The organism is Croceibacterium segetis, from assembly GCF_011320115.1.
Lineage (GTDB): Bacteria > Pseudomonadota > Alphaproteobacteria > Sphingomonadales > Sphingomonadaceae > Croceibacterium_B > Croceibacterium_B segetis.
Window position 1 is genome coordinate 207,699 of the sequence record NZ_JAANOZ010000004.1, and the last position, 15,172, is coordinate 222,870.

General features: G+C 67.4%; 16 protein-coding genes and 1 pseudogene. 9 read left to right on the forward strand and 8 right to left on the reverse strand.

Features of this window, described 5'->3' with window-relative positions:
- Window positions 1-231: 231 nt before the first annotated feature.
- From G7B69_RS06620 to G7B69_RS06630, 3 genes are all read right to left on the reverse strand, one after another.
- The gene (locus tag G7B69_RS06620) at window positions 232-447 is read right to left on the reverse strand and encodes a hypothetical protein (protein ID WP_166177396.1); all 216 of its coding nucleotides are present in this window, start codon (window positions 445-447) and stop codon (window positions 232-234) included.
- On the reverse strand, window positions 440-2,281 hold the full coding sequence (gene thiC / locus G7B69_RS06625) for a phosphomethylpyrimidine synthase ThiC (RefSeq protein ID WP_166177398.1): 1,842 nt from the start codon (window positions 2,279-2,281) through the stop codon (window positions 440-442). The genes G7B69_RS06620 and thiC overlap by 8 nt, the downstream gene beginning before the upstream one ends.
- A 213-nt stretch (window positions 2,282-2,494) precedes the next feature.
- Window positions 2,495-3,451: a hypothetical protein gene (locus tag G7B69_RS06630; RefSeq protein WP_166177400.1), complete on the reverse strand. Its 957-nt coding sequence runs from the start codon at window positions 3,449-3,451 to the stop codon at window positions 2,495-2,497.
- 36 nt (window positions 3,452-3,487) lie between these two features.
- On the opposite strand from G7B69_RS06630, the gene G7B69_RS06635 reads away from it, so the two are divergent.
- Window positions 3,488-4,177 (forward strand): SOS response-associated peptidase family protein, encoded by a 690-nt coding sequence (locus tag G7B69_RS06635; protein WP_243415055.1) that lies wholly within the window; start codon window positions 3,488-3,490, stop codon window positions 4,175-4,177.
- Here the strand turns inward: G7B69_RS06635 and G7B69_RS06640 are convergent.
- The 3 genes from G7B69_RS06640 to G7B69_RS06650 form a co-directional block, all read right to left on the reverse strand.
- Window positions 4,174-4,548 (reverse strand): DUF6152 family protein, encoded by a 375-nt coding sequence (locus G7B69_RS06640; protein WP_166177402.1) that lies wholly within the window; start codon window positions 4,546-4,548, stop codon window positions 4,174-4,176. The two genes, G7B69_RS06635 and G7B69_RS06640, sit on opposite strands and share 4 nt — an antisense overlap.
- A 21-nt stretch (window positions 4,549-4,569) precedes the next feature.
- Entirely contained in the window at window positions 4,570-5,400 is an 831-nt protein-coding gene (locus tag G7B69_RS06645; protein ID WP_166177404.1) for a hypothetical protein, read from the reverse strand.
- A gap of 105 nt (window positions 5,401-5,505) precedes the next feature.
- Window positions 5,506-5,907: a hypothetical protein gene (locus G7B69_RS06650; protein ID WP_166177406.1), complete on the reverse strand. Its 402-nt coding sequence runs from the start codon at window positions 5,905-5,907 to the stop codon at window positions 5,506-5,508.
- Between the two features lie 109 nt (window positions 5,908-6,016).
- Here G7B69_RS06650 and G7B69_RS06655 point away from each other — a divergent pair, with 109 nt between their 5' ends.
- The 4 genes from G7B69_RS06655 (at window position 6,017) to G7B69_RS06670 (ending at window position 9,360) form a co-directional block, all read left to right on the forward strand.
- Window positions 6,017-8,209: a hypothetical protein gene (locus tag G7B69_RS06655; protein WP_166177408.1), complete on the forward strand. Its 2,193-nt coding sequence runs from the start codon at window positions 6,017-6,019 to the stop codon at window positions 8,207-8,209.
- A gap of 40 nt (window positions 8,210-8,249) precedes the next feature.
- A complete protein-coding gene (locus tag G7B69_RS06660) occupies window positions 8,250-8,501 on the forward strand; it encodes a hypothetical protein (RefSeq protein WP_166177410.1) in 252 nt (83 codons plus the stop codon).
- Window positions 8,502-8,599: 98 nt separating this feature from the next.
- Window positions 8,600-9,052, forward strand: coding sequence for a hypothetical protein (locus G7B69_RS06665; protein WP_166177412.1), 453 nt, complete (start codon window positions 8,600-8,602; stop codon window positions 9,050-9,052).
- Window positions 9,049-9,360 carry a transcriptional regulator gene (locus tag G7B69_RS06670; protein WP_166177414.1) on the forward strand — a complete coding sequence of 104 codons (312 nt, stop codon included), beginning with the start codon at window positions 9,049-9,051 and terminating at the stop codon, window positions 9,358-9,360. The genes G7B69_RS06665 and G7B69_RS06670 overlap by 4 nt, the downstream gene beginning before the upstream one ends.
- Window positions 9,361-9,363: 3 nt before the next feature.
- On the opposite strand, the gene G7B69_RS06675 is transcribed toward G7B69_RS06670, so the two are convergent.
- Window positions 9,364-10,206, reverse strand: coding sequence for a MipA/OmpV family protein (locus tag G7B69_RS06675; protein ID WP_243415056.1), 843 nt, complete (start codon window positions 10,204-10,206; stop codon window positions 9,364-9,366).
- Between the two features lie 66 nt (window positions 10,207-10,272).
- Window positions 10,273-10,875 (reverse strand): DUF2585 domain-containing protein, encoded by a 603-nt coding sequence (locus G7B69_RS06680; protein ID WP_166177416.1) that lies wholly within the window; start codon window positions 10,873-10,875, stop codon window positions 10,273-10,275.
- A 114-nt stretch (window positions 10,876-10,989) separates the two neighbouring features.
- Between G7B69_RS06680 and crtY the strand changes: the two are divergent.
- From crtY to G7B69_RS06700, 4 genes and pseudogenes are all read left to right on the forward strand, one after another.
- A pseudogene (crtY, locus tag G7B69_RS06685) lies at window positions 10,990-12,018 on the forward strand (lycopene beta-cyclase CrtY); the annotation flags it as partial.
- Window positions 12,015-13,499 (forward strand): phytoene desaturase, encoded by a 1,485-nt coding sequence (locus G7B69_RS06690; RefSeq protein ID WP_166177418.1) that lies wholly within the window; start codon window positions 12,015-12,017, stop codon window positions 13,497-13,499. The pseudogene crtY and the gene G7B69_RS06690, both read left to right, overlap by 4 nt.
- Window positions 13,496-14,077 (forward strand): LOG family protein, encoded by a 582-nt coding sequence (locus tag G7B69_RS06695; protein WP_166177420.1) that lies wholly within the window; start codon window positions 13,496-13,498, stop codon window positions 14,075-14,077. The genes G7B69_RS06690 and G7B69_RS06695 overlap by 4 nt, the downstream gene beginning before the upstream one ends.
- Before the next feature lie 47 nt (window positions 14,078-14,124).
- Window positions 14,125-15,153, forward strand: coding sequence for a phytoene/squalene synthase family protein (locus tag G7B69_RS06700; protein ID WP_207785972.1), 1,029 nt, complete (start codon window positions 14,125-14,127; stop codon window positions 15,151-15,153).
- Window positions 15,154-15,172: the final 19 nt, after the last annotated feature.

Sequence of the window (15,172 nt, forward strand, 5' to 3'; positions counted from 1 at the left end):
CGTGGCCATGTGAGTCTGCATCCGCCCAGCGCCGCAGCGCAAGGGTGCTGATGTAAAAAATGTGAAATATACAGACTTGACTCGGCGCAACCCCGCAGACGTGCGTTTAAGTTCTTGTTGTGCGCGGTTCTATTCTACCGGAATGGTTTGACCCATACTCTTGCCCAAACCGGAATGGCGCAAACTGCGCAGAACAAATGGGGCGCAAAGGTCTCTCGGTTGTGCGAGGTGCTAACCGTTTGCTTTTAGGTCAGCCGTCAGGGCTTGGATTAGATGCGCGCCAGCGCGAGCATAGATGAGCCCCAGATGAGGCGCGTAAATGAAGTCCGTTTTCAGATCATTTCGGACGCGTTTCAGCGCGAGCTCAAAATCAAGCTTCTCAAAGTTTGGAGGCCCGATTTTGAAAGGTTCTCCTAGTTTTACTGTCACGCTTTCATCCTCAGGCATCTGGCAGGTATAGGTGCTCTCCCTTTTCGCGGTAAAGCTCGCTCATTCGCTCCATCCCCTCCTCAGCCCCCTCAACCGGCGCTGTAGCCGCGAGATAGCTGTCCGAGTTCTGCTTCGCCGCAAACTCGCGCACTTCCTGGGTGATCTTCATCGAGCAGAACTTGGGCCCGCACATCGAGCAGAAGTGCGCGGTCTTGGCGCCTTCGGCCGGGAGGGTCTGGTCGTGGTATTGCTCGGCGGTGTCGGGGTCGAGGCTCAAGTTGAACTGGTCGCGCCAGCGGAATTCGAAGCGGGCGCGGCTGAGCGCGTCGTCGCGCACTTTGGCCGCCGGGTGGCCCTTGGCGAGGTCGGCGGCGTGGGCGGCGAGCTTGTAGGTGACCACGCCCACCTTCACGTCGTCGCGGTCGGGCAGGCCGAGGTGCTCCTTGGGGGTGACGTAGCAGAGCATCGCCGTGCCGAACCAGCCGATCATCGCCGCGCCGATGCCGCTGGTGATGTGGTCGTAGCCCGGGGCGATGTCGGTGACGAGCGGCCCGAGGGTGTAGAACGGCGCCTCGCCGCAGGCGGCGAGCTGCTTGTCCATGTTGGCCTTGATCTTGTGCATCGGCACGTGGCCGGGGCCTTCGATCATCACCTGCACGTCCTGCGCCCAAGCGCGCTTGGTCAGCTCGCCGAGGGTGTAGAGCTCGGCGAACTGGGCCTCGTCGTTGGCGTCGGCGATGCTGCCCGGGCGCAGGCCGTCGCCCAGCGAATAGGCGATGTCGTAGGCCTTCATGATCTCGCTGATCTCGTCGAAGCGTTCGTAGAGGAACGATTCCTTGTGATGCGCGAGGCACCACTTGGCCATGATCGAGCCGCCGCGGCTGACGATGCCGGTGACGCGCTTGGCGGTCATCGGAATGTACGGCAGGCGCACGCCGGCGTGGATGGTGAAGTAGTCGACGCCCTGCTCGGCCTGCTCGACCAGTGTGTCGCGGAAGATCTCCCAGGTGAGGTCCTCGGCGACGCCGCCGACTTTCTCGAGCGCCTGGTAGATCGGCACGGTGCCGATGGGGACGGGGCTGTTGCGGATGATCCATTCGCGGGTGTCGTGGATGTTGCGGCCGGTGCTGAGGTCCATCACCGTGTCGGCGCCCCAGCGTATCGACCAGACCATCTTGTCGACTTCGCTGGCGACGTCGCTGGCGACGGCGGAGTTGCCGATGTTGGCGTTGATCTTGACGAGGAAGTTGCGGCCGATCGCCATCGGTTCGGCTTCCGGGTGGTTGACGTTGGAGGGGATGATCGCCCGGCCGCGGGCAACCTCGTCGCGGACGAACTCGGGGGTGACGTAGTCGGGGATGCTGGCGCCCCAGTCGTGCCCGTCACGCTCGTGGGCGATCTGCGCGCGGCCGAGGTTCTCCCGCTCGGCGACGTATTCCATCTCGGGGGTGATGATGCCTTGGCGGGCGTAGTGCATCTGGCTGATATTGCCGCCGGCTTTCGCCCGCAGCGGGCGGCGCAGCGCGGTCGGGAACGGCGGGACGCCGCCCGAGCGATCGGGCCCGAGCTGGCCGTTGTCTTCCGGGCGCACGTCGCGCGGGGCGTATTCCTCGACGTCGCCGCGCTCGAGCTGCCACTCGCGGCGCAGCGGCGGCAGGCCGGCGGCGATGTCGATCCGCATGTCGGGGTCGGTGTAGGGGCCCGAGGTGTCGTAGACCCGCACCGGGTCTTCCCCGCCTTCAAGGGCAATCTCGCGCATCGCCACCTTGCGCGGTCCCACGTAGACCTTCTTCGATCCGCGGATCGGCCCGGTGGTGACGCCGATTTCGATGTGGCTGGGGATGTCGGCCATGAAAAGACTCTCCTCGGACGGGAGAGCGACTGGAACAACGACCGGCCACTCCCTCCGCCCGTGCTAACGGGTTCAGGTTCGACGGGTCGGACGCTGCCATGCGTCCCTCTCAGCCTTTTGTTTCCACGCCTTCGCAAGAGCTCGGCGGGGGCGGCTCCCCGGGGATGAATCGGACGGTAGGAGCCTAAGCGGGCAGCCGCAAGGCTGGAGACGTTACCCTTCGTAGCAGAGGTGGTATTCCTGATCGAACGCCGCGTCCGGATCATCGACCGCCTTCAGTACGGCCTCGGAGTCGGTCGCCGGCAAGTTGAGGGTGACTGTCTGGCTCGCCGAGCCGTTGCCATAGCTGCGCAGGGGCAGCGTGATCTGCCGGCCTTTGACCACCGCCGCGGGATCCTTGAGATAAACCACCATTGTCGAGCCCTCGCACGGCCGAAGCTCGGCCAGCGAGCCGAGTTGCGTGACCTGGCGATAGGCGGGGCCGAAGGGATTGTCGCCGAACTGCACGAACCGCTGGGCCATCAGCTCGAGGTTGGCGATCCGCGCCGCGCCGAGCGGTCGCATGGCGGCCGCCTCGGCGGGGATCGCCGGGCAGGCGCGCGGCGTGGCCGAACGGACCGTCTTGCGCGCGTCGCACACGAACGCGAGGTCGGTCGCTGTCTCGGAACCGATCTGCTGGACCATCTGACGGACCTGTTGCTCGCCGTAGGCCTGCACCAGGATGTTACCGAGTTGGGTGCGGAAGCCTTCGAGCTGCGTCGGAAGCGCCGGAACGTCGGCAATCTTCTGTGCCCAGCCGGGCGAGCCGCTGGCCTGCATCACCGTGGCGAGCCGGGTCAGGTATTCGAAGGCGATTTGATCGGCGGCGATACGTTGCTTGACGTCCTCCGGACCGCCGCATGGCAGCGCGGCAGGCTTGGGTATCGCGGGCAGTGCCTTGGCACTCGCTTCGCCGAAACGGACCCGCGCGATATCTTCGAGTTGCCACAACGCCGCTGCGATCGGCAGCAACATGCCGTTCGTGTCCCGCCTGCACTGGCTCACCTGAACTTGTGCCTGGACGATCTGCTTGTAACCAGCAGTGAGCTGCGCCTTTTCTTCTGGTGAAGGTGGCGGCGGAGTCGCCGCTACCAGCAAAACGGCAAGCGGCACGATGGCGGTTCTCAACACGGCGGTCCCCCTTCACCACGGTTGGGGATGGTTATCATGCGCCGCGAAGGCTGCCCAGCGGCTCGCCTCGCGCCTCGCAAAAGCTGGCGGATCGCCCAGGAGGTTCACTTCGGCGATTTCCCGGCTACACCGCCACCGATGTGCAACCTCTACCGCATGGAGAAGGCGCCCGACGCGATCGTCGCGCTGGCGCGCGAGCTTGGGCAGCAGGTCTTGTTCCCCGAGGGCGTGCCGAACGCCCAGCCGCGCGATGTGCGGATCACCGAGCGGGCGCCGATCCTGCGCCGGAGCGCGGATCTCGAGCTGGTCGAGCGGCGCTGGAGCTGGCCTGCCCCCACAGGCAAGCCGGTGTTCAACTTCCGCGGCGAGGGGCGCCGGTTCCCGCCCGAGGAGCGCTGCGTGATCCTCTGCGACGGGTTCTACGAGTTTACCGCGCCGCCAGAAACGCCGGGCGTCCCGAAGGCGAAGAAGAAGGACCGCTGGCTGTTCACCTGGCCGGGCCACGAATGGTTCGGCATCGCCGGCATCTGGCGGAGCGATCCCAAGGTCGGCGAGGCCTGGACGATGCTCACCTGCGAGCCCGGCCCCGACGTCGCGCCCTACCACAACCGCCAGGTGGTGGTGCTCAGCCCCGCGGATTGCTTCGCCTGGCTGCAGCCGGGCGGCGTGGCTGCCGATTTCGTCGGGCCTTTGCCGGCAGGTTCGCTGGCGGTTGCGTCAGCCTAGGGAGGCGGGAAGCCGACCTTGTCGCCCTTGGCCGTGGTGAAGGCGACGATGTAACCGCCGTCGCCGCCGTCGCGCATCGGAGCGTAGGTTATCGAGATCACGTCGCCCGCGTTGACCGCCCCGCGATTATAGCCGGCGCGGTAGAAGTTCGACGCGCTGTGGCCCTCGAAGTCCCACTCGCGGGTGCCCTTCTTGTCGGTGATCGTCATCTGCATGTGGGTGTGCGGATTGATCACCTGGATCGCCTTGACCGTGCCCTTGACGGTGACCGGGTGGCGGAAGTCGAACATCGCGGCGGAATGATGCGCCACCGCCGGTCCGGCCGCGGCGATCGCGGCCACTCCGGCAAGCACGAGGAACGATCGGTTCATGGCGAGGTCTCTCCCGTCGGCTCAGTTGTAGACGTCGATCACGTCCTTCATTTGCGCGGTCACCGGCTGGCCCGCCTCGAGCTGCTTGCGGCGCGCGTCGAGCAGCCGCAGCCACGGCTCTTCGGTGCAGTTGTAGGCCATGATGTGCCCGTCCTTCAGCGGCATCCACTTGCGGGTGAAGTGGACCGGCTCGGTGTAGTAGACCGGATCGGTCATGGTCATTTCGTACTCGAGGATCTTGCCGACCCGCGCGTCGGGCACGAGGTGGAAGCGTTCGACGATCTTCGCCTCTTCGCTGTGCGGGTAGGTCCGCTGGTCGAGCCCGTCGGACATGTCGGTCGTCTCAACCACCAGCGTGTCGCCGTCCCAGTGCCCTTCGGAGTAACCCTGGCGCACCGGCAGGCGCTTTTCGGGCGGCACGCCGTGGCCCGGCATGTAGACGCGGCGGGTCTCGCTCTCGACCTCGTAGATCATCGTCAGTTGCTCGGGGCGCAGGATGAACTCGATCGGATAGCCGCCGGCCGACTGCATCATCGTCGGCATGCCGTAAGGCACGCAATGCGCCGCCGGGTTATCGCCGCTGAACGAGCCGGACGCGGGGACATCCGCGCCGGTGAGCTTGGCATATTCCGCCTTGCGCCGCTCACCCTCGGGCGTGAAGGGAATCGTCGGCGGCGCAGCGATCGGCCCCCCGGCGGTCGGCGCCGCGCCGGGATCGCGATAGGTCGTCCACACGCCGGAGAAATCGCGCGCAGGTGTTATCGGCTGATCGGCCGTTTGCGCGAGCGTGGTCGTCGTCGCCGCGGCGCATAGGGCGAACCCGGCCACGAGTCTCAGGACCGGCAGGCGCATCGGCGTGTCTCCCCTCCCCGGCCGTCGAATCGACCGCGTGGCCATAGTGTGCCGGAGTCCCCCTTCTTGCCAAGGTCAAAATGCGCGGCGGCCCAGCCCGGCAGGCTACCCCAGCCGCGTGCCGCCCGCGACGATCGCGGCAAGTCCGAACAGCACCGACGCGCCGGCCCATACGCCCCAGGCGTTGCCGAGCATGCGTCGGGCGAGCGCGAGGAAGCGGTCGCCGGCGGCGAGGACCAGCAGGCCCTCGGCCAGGGCGATGCCGCCGAGCACGTTGACCGCGATCGCCAGCCAATCGCCGGCCACCCATGGCACCGCGAGATAGATCGCCGCACCGAGCGCCATGCAGGCCATGCCGGTAAGGTAGCGCAGGCCCGGGCTGCGCTCGAAATCGAGCAGCATGGCGTTCCACCCGCCGGGCGCGCGAAACTCGCCGGCGCCGGCGGCGAGCGCGTAGAGGCCGAGGAACATCGCGACCCAGGCGGGTATGTCGGCGGGCTGGGACATCGGGCTCTCCTTCGCCGGATGCTACGCTTGCCCGCCCATCTCGTCCATATAAGTTAAATCCGGGAAACCAGCTGTCCGCCCGGCGTTACGGCGCCGAAGGAGCCCGTCGATGCTGGCCAATCGTGAACTCAACCTCTCCCCTATCGCTCTTTCGCTCGCCGAGGACTTGCGCGACGGCCGCGACGTGGGGCGAGCAGAATTCGGTGGCCACGCGATCGAAGCGATCGCCGGCCGCGAGCACTTGTGGCTGCGGGTGCGTGGGCCGACCCACGCGTACGCCCTGCGGGCGTGCAGCTTCATGGCGGGGCGCGGAAAGGTGAAACGGCGGCGGCTGCGGCGCGGCGAAACGATGCGCTTCGCGGTCGAAAGCCTGGTCGGGCAGCAGGACGTCGTCCTGCGCGGTCATGAAGGGGCAACGCCGGTGCTCGAGCTGACCTGCACGGTTACCCCCGCGCAGGCGATCGCGATCCCGTTCCTGCCGCGCGACTTGTACATTCTCGACGAGAACGGCCTGCCCGGCGGCCAAGGCCGGGTCGAGGCGGGACAACGCGGCATGAACAGCGCGCTTTGCTTCGTGCGGCTCGAAGCGCCGGGCCCGGCGAGCCTGCTCTACTGGCAGGATCTGACCGCGCTCAATCCCTACTTCGCCGCCACGGAGACCAAGCCCGACGGGGTGGTCGGCGGCGAGTGGCCCGAGCTGGGCTTTCGCCTGCCGACGGCCGCGCAACCGCAAGTCGAATACCCCAAGCCTCTTCCACCCGGACGCCCGACCACGATCTCGCGCGCGCTGGTGGCGCTGCACCAGGGCGAAGCGGGCGACGAAAGCGCTCTGGCGATGCATTTCCTGACCCTGTCGGCGGCGATCTATCCGTTGCTCGAGAAGCCGGCCGCCGAGTTCCGCGACTGGCCCGGCCGCGCCGAGCGCACCGCGCGCGACATCACCGAGGCGCCGGGCGCCACGGTGCGGCACTACGGCCACACGTACGTCCGTCCCTACCACGAGGCCGAAGTCCCCGATTCGATGACCCAGGTCACCCTCGTCACCGCACTGCGCGAGTGGGAGCCGATGCACGGCGAACCGCTGCCGCTGACGGGACAACTGGAAGCCGGCATCGTTCGCTTCTTCGATCCCGAGCTCGGCGCATTGCGGCGATATCTCCCCAATGTTGGGGAGGAAAAGAACTGCGACGAAGTCGACAGCTGGTACCTCTACTACCCGTTGCTCGGCCTCGCGCGGTTGGGCCGCAACGGCAACGAGCGGGCTCGCGAGCTCTACCTGCGCTCGGTCGATTTCGCGATCAAGGCGGCGCAGCATTTCAAATACCGCTTCCCGATCAAGTTCGACATCAACAGCTTCAAGATCATCACCAAGACGCGAGGAGACGAGGAATACGGGCAGACCGACGTCGCCGGGCTCTACGCCTACGTCATGCTGCTGGGCTTCGATCTCACCGGCGAGGACCGTTTCCTCGACGAAGCGCGTGCAGCGATGGACGCGGCGCGCGGGCTTCGTTTCGACCTCAACTACCAGGCCAACCTCACCGCATGGGGCGCGGCGGCAGCGGTGCGGCTGTGGCGGGTGACCGCCAACGAAGACTGGCGGCGTCTGAGCTACATCTATCTCGCCAGCTTCCTGCACAACTGCTCGGCGTGGGAATCCGACATCGGCCACGCGCGGCACTATCACAACTTCCTGGGCGCGACGGCGCTGCACGATGCACCGTACATGGCGCTGCTGGAATGCAGCGAGAGCTTCCTCGCGTTCCAGAGCTACCTGCGCGACAGCGGCCCGGACCTGCATGCCGGGGCGCGGCTGCTGATCGACGAATATTGCCGTTACGCGCTCGACCGCGCGTGGTTCTACTTTCCCGATACGCTGCCCCCCGACGCGATCGCCGAGAGCCCGCGCAACGGGCGAATCGACCGCGAATTGTCGTTCCCCGTCGAGGACCTCTACGTCGACGGGCAGCAGGCGGGCCAGGTCGGTCAGGAGATTTACGGCGGCGGCGCGGCGTTCATCTTCGCCAAGCAGGCGTTCCACCGTGTCGAGGAAGCGCCGTTCGCGCTCTTCTGTGACAGCTTCGTGTTCGGCTGGGAACGGCCGACGCCTCGCTCCGCGCAGCTGACGCTGGGCGGTTCGTCGGCGAACGAGGCGATGCTCGTGCTGATCCCCGTCCAGCGCGACGGCATGGCCGCGATTTCGCTGACGCTGGCGGACGGACGCCGGCGCAAGGGCAAACGCAAGGACGGGAAGCTGGTTTTCACGGTCCCGGCCGACGCCGGCCTGACGCTCAACTGGTAACAAGCCCGGAACGCCCCGGCGGGGCGGGGATTGTCGCATCGTGGCCCAATCAACCGACAAGGAAGCCGAGGAGCGCCGCGCCTATCGCCACGAACTGCGCCTCGTCGCGCGGTTGCTGCGCTGGACCGGAATGGTTCTGGTCGTGCTCGGCACCGTCGGCATCGCGCTCGGGCGCGAGGGCGCGTGGTTCACCGCGCCCTCCTGGATTTCGTTCGTGATCGGTTGGGCGCTGGCCCTCAGCGGCCTGGTCCGCCGGGAAAACAGGGCCACTGCCGTCGATCCCAGCGATTAGCGGTTCAGCCTCACTTTCCAAGTTGGAAAATTATCACTTGCCGAATCGGAAAGTCACGGCTAATCGCTTTCCATCTTGGAAAGTGAAGGACCCGTTCGATGACCAGAGAAACGATGTCTCCCGCCGAAGCGCGCGCCGCGCTCGAAAGCGTCGGCGCAACGCGCGCGCAGATCGCGGCCATGGGTCTGTGCCCGCCCTGGCGCCACGCCGCGTTCGGCGCGGTCATGGGGCTGCTGATCCTCGGGCTCGGCTATCCGCTGACCATCCAGGTCGCCAGCTTGTGCCTGGCGATGGGCCTGATGGTGGTGATCGTCGTCCACGACCGCAGGCGCTACGGCATGTTCATCAACGGCTATCGCAGGGGGGCGACGCGGCCGGTAACTGCGGCCCTGCTGGTAGCGATGCTGTTGCTCATCGTCGTGCAGGTCCGCTTGCGCGAGCAAGGCGTCGAGGCCTGGGTGCCGGTCGCCGTGGCGGGCGTGGCCTTCGCCGTTGCGGTCGCCGGCAGCGTCTGGTGGGCGCGCGTGTTCCGCCGCGAGCTGGGCGCATGACTCCGATCGTGCTCGACGCCCAGCTCCACGCGCCGGCGAGGCTGCAGATCGCCACCGTGCTGGCCAATGCCGACAGCGCCGAGTTCTCCCGCTTGCGCGAGATCACCGGGGTGAGCGACTCGGTGCTCTCGAAACATCTCTCGGCCCTGGTCGAGGCGGGCTACGTCCGGCTGACCAAGAGCGCGCTCGACGGCCGCCAGCGGACCTGGGCCAGCTTCACCCGCGCCGGGCGCAAGGCCTTCGCCGCGCACATGCGCGCGCTGCAGGCGCTGGTCGCCAGCGCCGAGCAGGCGATCGCCGCCGAGTAGCCCCTAGAAGGTGTACCCGAAGCCGACCGCCCCCAGCCACTGGCTGGCGCTGCCGCGGATGCTGGTGAGCGGGGTGCGCTTCGCGTCGCCGAGCATCCGCGTGTAGCCTCCGAGGACGAAAATGGCCGGACCGCCGTCGGTGAGGTCGCCGTCGAGGTCGAAGCCGAGCAGCAGCCGGCTGCCGGCCTTGTTGAAGCCGCCCCGGGCGGTGAACACCGGCAGTCCGCTGGCGATCGAACCCGCCGGGGTTACCGAATAATTGTAATCGGCGAACTTGCGGTTTCCGTATTCGGCATTGAACGCCAGGTTGGCGAGAATTCCCCGGCTGAGCGGCGTGGTGTAACTGACGAGCGGATCGATCACCATGCCCTTGTGGGCGCCGGCGACGTCCCACAACACATCCGCGGTCACCGAAAAGCTGTCGTATCGATTGAGCACATGGGGGAAGGTCAATCCTACCGTCGGGCCGACCTCGACCGCGGTCTCGAGCTTGCCGAGGCTGTCGACCACCGAATCGCCGGTCTTGCGCGTGCGATTCAGCCGCGCCTTCGCGGCAATGCCGAGGTTGAAGCCGACGCGGTCGGGCGGGTCGGGGATAAAGTCGAGCGCGACGCCGGCGGCCCGCGGACCGATGCCGATACCGCCGAGCCTGCCTTGCACCAGCGGCACCGGGAAGACCCTGTAGTCGTTCGAGCCTTCATAGCTCGGCCCGTAGCCGGCGCCGACGCCGACGCTCAGGTAGTCGCCGTCCAGCGCCGACGGCTGGCTGCCTGAGTCCTGCGCGGCGACCGGGCCGGCAAAGCCGAGCGCCAGCAAACCGGCAATGAAGATAGCGCGCCTCATCATGAACCCCTGTGTGACTTGCGTTTCAAACGAAGGGGACTCGGGAGTGTTCCTAGGGGGCCGAGCGCATCAGCCGCCCGCCTGCCATTGACGGATCGCCTCGATCGGCCAGAACAGCATGATCACGTTCAGCGCCAGGTTGTCGCGGATGACGTAGAGCGTCAGCAGCTCGAACACGATCGCGACGGCCAGGCTCACCTTCCACGGCAGGCGCGAGGCGAACAGGAAGCCGATCACCATGCAACCGATGTCGCCCATCGAATTGAGCACGCTGTCGCCGGTGTAGCCGAAGCTGACCGTCACCGCGCGGTAGCGATCGATCACCATCGGGGTGTTCTCGCTGACTTCCCACGCCGCTTCGACCAGCACCGCGATCGGCAGCGCCCAGCGCGCCGGACGACCGCCGAGCAGCCGCCATTTGCTCCACAGCAGCCAGGCGACGAAGTACATGATCAGGCCGTGGATGAAGTGGCTGAGCGAATACCAGTCGGTCAGCTGCTGCGAGTTCTCGGCCGATTGCACCACGCCGTGCCACAGCTTGACCGTGCCGCACGTGCAGATCGGCACCCGGCCCATCGCCAGGAGGATCACGACCGCCGAAACCACGATCGCAAAGGTCGCGAACACCGCGCGGCCGTGGGGCAACAGCGATCGTGCGCCGGCTCTGCTCATCCGTATTCCTTCCCCTCGCCGGCAATGGATGCAGCGCGCGCCGGCGATTGGCAAGGCGGGGCGGGATTGCGCCCCCGGCCCAAGCCGCTAAGGCGTCGGCATGAGCGAGCGCGATTGCGACATTGCGATTGTCGGCGGCGGGCTTGCCGGGGGGTTGACTGCCCTCGCGCTGGCCGAAAAGCGGCCAGGCGTTTCAGTGCGGCTGATCGAGGCCGGGCCGATGCCGGGCGGCAGCCATCGCTGGGGCTGGTTCGGGACCGACGTTTCGCGCGAGGGCAAGGCGCTGCTCAAGCGCTGGAACGAAGGCTACGACGCGGCCTTTCCGGATTACCGCCGTCATGTCCGCACCCGCTACCGCTCGCTGTCGCCGGAGGACTTCGCGGCCGGCCTGACGGCGATGCTTCCGGCCGGCACGATTCTGGTCAACAGCCCGGTGGCCGCTATCTGCGCACCACCCGGCCGCACAAGGTCAAGCGCCCGGTGATCGTGGACGCGACGGTCGGGCAGAGCCGCAGCTTCCGCTTCGTCCAGGTGCTGCCACTCGGCGAATGCGAGCTGTTCATCGAGGACGCTTATTACCAGGACAGTCCGGTGCTCGACCATGACGCGGCCACCCGCCGGCTCGACCGCTATGCTGGCCGCCGGGGTTGGAACGGCGAGATGTCCGGCAGCGAAAGCGGAATCCTGCCGGTGATCGCCGGCGGCGACTTCGCCGCCTGGCAGGACGAACGGCGGATCGACGGCGTCGGACGCATCGGCGTCCATGCTGGGTTCGTACACCCCTTGACCGGCTACACCGTGCCGTTCGCGGTCGAAACCGCGCTCGCCATCGCTCATGCGAAGGACCTTTCAGGGCCCGCGCTGGCGGAGATGCTCGACGAACGCGCGCAGGCGCACTGGAAAGCCACGGGCTACTACCGGCGGGTCGCATCGATGCTGTTCGGTGCCGCCCGCGCCAGCAAGCGCTGGAAAGTGTTCGAACGTTTCTACCACCTGCCTTCGGCCCGCATCGAGCGCTTCTTCGCCGCGCGCGCGACCGGCCTCGACCGGCTGCGGATCGCGTGCGGCAAGCCGCCGGTTCCCCTGCTCCGCGCATTGCGGGCGCTCGTGACCCAAAGGGCGCCGCTGCTGGAGGAGGAATGACGGCGGAAGGCAAGCGGGCATGCGTGATCGGGGCCGGTTTCGGCGGCCTCGCCCTGGCGATCCGGCTGCAATCGGCCGGGGTCGCCACCACCTTGATCGAAGCGCGCGACCAGCCGGGCGGCTGCGCCTACCACTGGCGCCGGGACGATTTCACCTTCGATGCCGGGCCGACCATGATCACCGATCCGGCGAGCCTGCGCGAACTGTGGGAACTGACCGCGCACGACATTGCCGACGACGTCGAATTGATGCCCGTAAGCCCGTTCTGCCGCTTCAGCTGGCCCGACGGAGCGGTGTTCGACTATTCGAACGATCCGCGCGCGCTCAGGGCGGAGGTTGCCCGGCTCGATCCCGCCGATCTCGCCGGGTACGAAGAATTCATGGCCTATGCAGCCGAGGTGGGCCGCGAAGGCTACACCGCGAAGCCGTTCCTCGACTTGCGCAGCATGATCGAGGCAGCCCCGGCGCTGATCAAGCACCAGGCCTGGCGTGCGCTTTACGCCACGATCGCGAGGTTCGTCGGCAACGAGAAATTGCGCGAGGCTCTCAGCTTCCATGCGCTACTGATCGGCGGCAACCCGTTCACCACCAGCGCCATCCAGGCACAGGCCGGCAAGCTGGAGCAAGATGCCGGCGTGTGGTGGGCACGCGGCGGGACCAATCGTCTCGTTGCCGGGATGGTGCGCCAGTTCGAACGCCTCGGCGGCACGTTGCGGCTGGGCGATCCGGTGGTCCAGGTCCACACGCTCGGCACACGGGCGACCGAGGTCGAGACACAAAGCGGCTGGCGCGAGCGGTTCAACGCCGTCGCCAGCAACGCCGACGTAATCCACACGTACCGCGATCTTCTCCGCGCCAGTTCGCGCGGGCCGCAGATGGCGCGCAAGCTGGCGAAGAAGCGCTTCAGCCCGAGCGCGTTCGTCGTCCATTTCGGGATCGAGGGCAGCTGGCCGGGTATCCCACATCACACCGTCCTGTTCGGTCCCCGCTACGAGGGGCTGCTCACCGACATTTACGACCACGGCGTGCTGCCGCGCGATCTGATGATCTATCTGCACCACCCCTCGGTTACCGACCCGAGCATGGCGCCGGAGGGCAAGAGCGCGTTCTCGGCGATGGTCCCGGTGGCCCACCTCGGCAAGCTGGCGATCGACTGGGAGCAAGTCGGCCCGATGCTCGAGAGGCGCGTGCTCGACGAGGTCGCCCGGCGGCTGATCCCCGACCTCGACGACCGCCTCGTGACGAGCTTCCACTACACCCCGCGCGACTTCGCGCTCGACCTCAATGCTCACCTCGGCAGCGCCTTCTCGCTCGAGCCGACGCTGAGCCAAAGCGCCTGGTTCCGCGTGCATAATCGCGACACCGTTATCGCCAACTTCTACCTCGTCGGCGCGGGAACCCATCCCGGCGCCGGGATTCCCGGAGTAGTCGCCAGCGCCATGGCGACCGCCGGACTTATGCTGGAGGATCTTTGCCGATGAACCGCCTGGCCGTCTATTGCGGCTCCGCCACGCCCGAGGACCCGCGCTATGTCGCCTTGGCGCGCGAGGTCGGCGAGATCCTCGCTCGGCGGGGGATCGGCGTCGTCTACGGCGGCGGCAAGCTGGGCCTGATGGGCGCGCTGGCCGACGGCGCGCTCACGGCCGGCGGCGAGGTGATCGGGGTGATCCCGGATGCCATGGTCAAGGCCGAGGTCGCCAATCTCGCCTGCACCGAACTGCGGATCGTCAAGACGATGCACGAGCGCAAGGCCGCCTTCACCGACCTTTCCGACGGCTTCCTCACCCTCCCGGGCGGAGTCGGCACGATGGACGAACTGTGGGAAGCGGTCAGCTGGGCGCAGCTCGGCTACCACGAAAAGCCCGTCGGGCTGCTCAACGCCTTCGGCTTCTACGACGGGCTCATCGAATTCAACGCGCACATGGTCGAGGTCGGTTTCGTGCGTCCGGTGCACCAGGGCATCATCATCGCCGAAAACGAGCTTGGCGCGTTACTCGACAAGATGGCCGCCTATCGCCCGCATACGCCGATCTTCCGGATGAAAGCCGAGGAGCTTTGAAGCCGCCGCGTCCCTTCCGCCCTCGCCCGCTGGCGCCGTCACGCATCCTGCGCACGACGCCGCGCCAGGTCGGCGGCGGGCGCGAGCGTGAGGAACTGGTGGAACTGGCGCGGAAATCGATCCGCCAAGGCAGCAAGAGCTTCGCCCTCGCCAGCCGGCTGTTCGACAAGCCCACGCGCGAAAAGGCCTGGCTGCTCTACGCGTGGTGCCGCCGCTGCGACGACATCGCCGACGGGCAGGATCACGGCGGCACGCTGAACCTAGACGAAGCCACCGCGCAGCGCCGGATCGAGGCGATCCGCGTGCTCACCCGCCGCGCCCTCGAAGGCCAACCGACGGCCGAGGAAGCGTTCGACGCGCTCGGCCAGGTGGCGCTCGAAGCGGGGCTGACGGAGGAAATGACCGACGATGTGATCGACGGCTTCGCGCTCGACGCCGATGGCTGGCGCCCGCGCAGCGAGGCCGACCTGATGCGCTACGCCTTCCACGTCGCCGGCGCGGTTGGCGTCATGATGGCGCGGGTGATGGGCATTCCGACCGACGATCACGCGATGCTCGACCGCGCATTCGATCTCGGCCTCGCCTTCCAGCTCACCAATATCGCCCGCGACTTGTGCGAGGACGATGCGGCGGGGCGCTGCTATCTCCCGCAGGAATGGCTCGCCGAAGGCGACATCCCGCCGGGCGAGCACATGCGCCCCGAGTTTCGCGAGCAACTGGTCGCGCTCGTGTCGCGCCTGCTCGACCTGGCCGACGAACACGAGGCGGCGGCGCGCTGGGGCGCGAACGGGCTGCGCTTGCGCCAGCGCTGGGCGGTGCTGGCGGCGGCGAATATTCACGGCGCGATCCGCAACGAGGTTCGCGCGTTGGGTCCGCACGCGTGGGATCATCGCGTTCGCGTGGGGTTCTTGAGTAAGCTCACGCTCACCTGGCAGGCTTTGCGCGAAGCCTTCGGAAGCGCGCCGCAGCCCGATCCCATGCCGCGCTGGACTCGCGGTGAGCTGATGACGATCGCCCGCATGGCCGGCCCGATCGCGCCGATGCCGCAAACCCCGCTGCCGGACGAGGTGGTGTGAGGCGAGGACATCGGCTAAC

Coding starts and splice junctions, on each gene's coding strand:
- G7B69_RS06655 (WP_166177408.1), top strand. CDS start 6,017: ATGCTGGCCAATCGTGAACTCAACCTCTCCCCTATCGCTCTTTCGCTC.
- G7B69_RS06680 (WP_166177416.1), bottom strand. CDS start 10,875: ATGAGCAGAGCCGGCGCACGATCGCTGTTGCCCCACGGCCGCGCGGTG.
- G7B69_RS06675 (WP_243415056.1), bottom strand. CDS start 10,206: ATGATGAGGCGCGCTATCTTCATTGCCGGTTTGCTGGCGCTCGGCTTT.
- G7B69_RS06620 (WP_166177396.1), bottom strand. CDS start 447: ATGCCTGAGGATGAAAGCGTGACAGTAAAACTAGGAGAACCTTTCAAA.
- G7B69_RS06645 (WP_166177404.1), bottom strand. CDS start 5,400: ATGCGCCTGCCGGTCCTGAGACTCGTGGCCGGGTTCGCCCTATGCGCC.
- thiC (WP_166177398.1), bottom strand. CDS start 2,281: ATGGCCGACATCCCCAGCCACATCGAAATCGGCGTCACCACCGGGCCG.
- G7B69_RS06640 (WP_166177402.1), bottom strand. CDS start 4,548: ATGAACCGATCGTTCCTCGTGCTTGCCGGAGTGGCCGCGATCGCCGCG.
- G7B69_RS06690 (WP_166177418.1), top strand. CDS start 12,015: ATGACGGCGGAAGGCAAGCGGGCATGCGTGATCGGGGCCGGTTTCGGC.
- G7B69_RS06670 (WP_166177414.1), top strand. CDS start 9,049: ATGACTCCGATCGTGCTCGACGCCCAGCTCCACGCGCCGGCGAGGCTG.
- G7B69_RS06665 (WP_166177412.1), top strand. CDS start 8,600: ATGACCAGAGAAACGATGTCTCCCGCCGAAGCGCGCGCCGCGCTCGAA.
- G7B69_RS06695 (WP_166177420.1), top strand. CDS start 13,496: ATGAACCGCCTGGCCGTCTATTGCGGCTCCGCCACGCCCGAGGACCCG.
- G7B69_RS06635 (WP_243415055.1), top strand. CDS start 3,488: ATGCGCCGCGAAGGCTGCCCAGCGGCTCGCCTCGCGCCTCGCAAAAGC.
- G7B69_RS06650 (WP_166177406.1), bottom strand. CDS start 5,907: ATGTCCCAGCCCGCCGACATACCCGCCTGGGTCGCGATGTTCCTCGGC.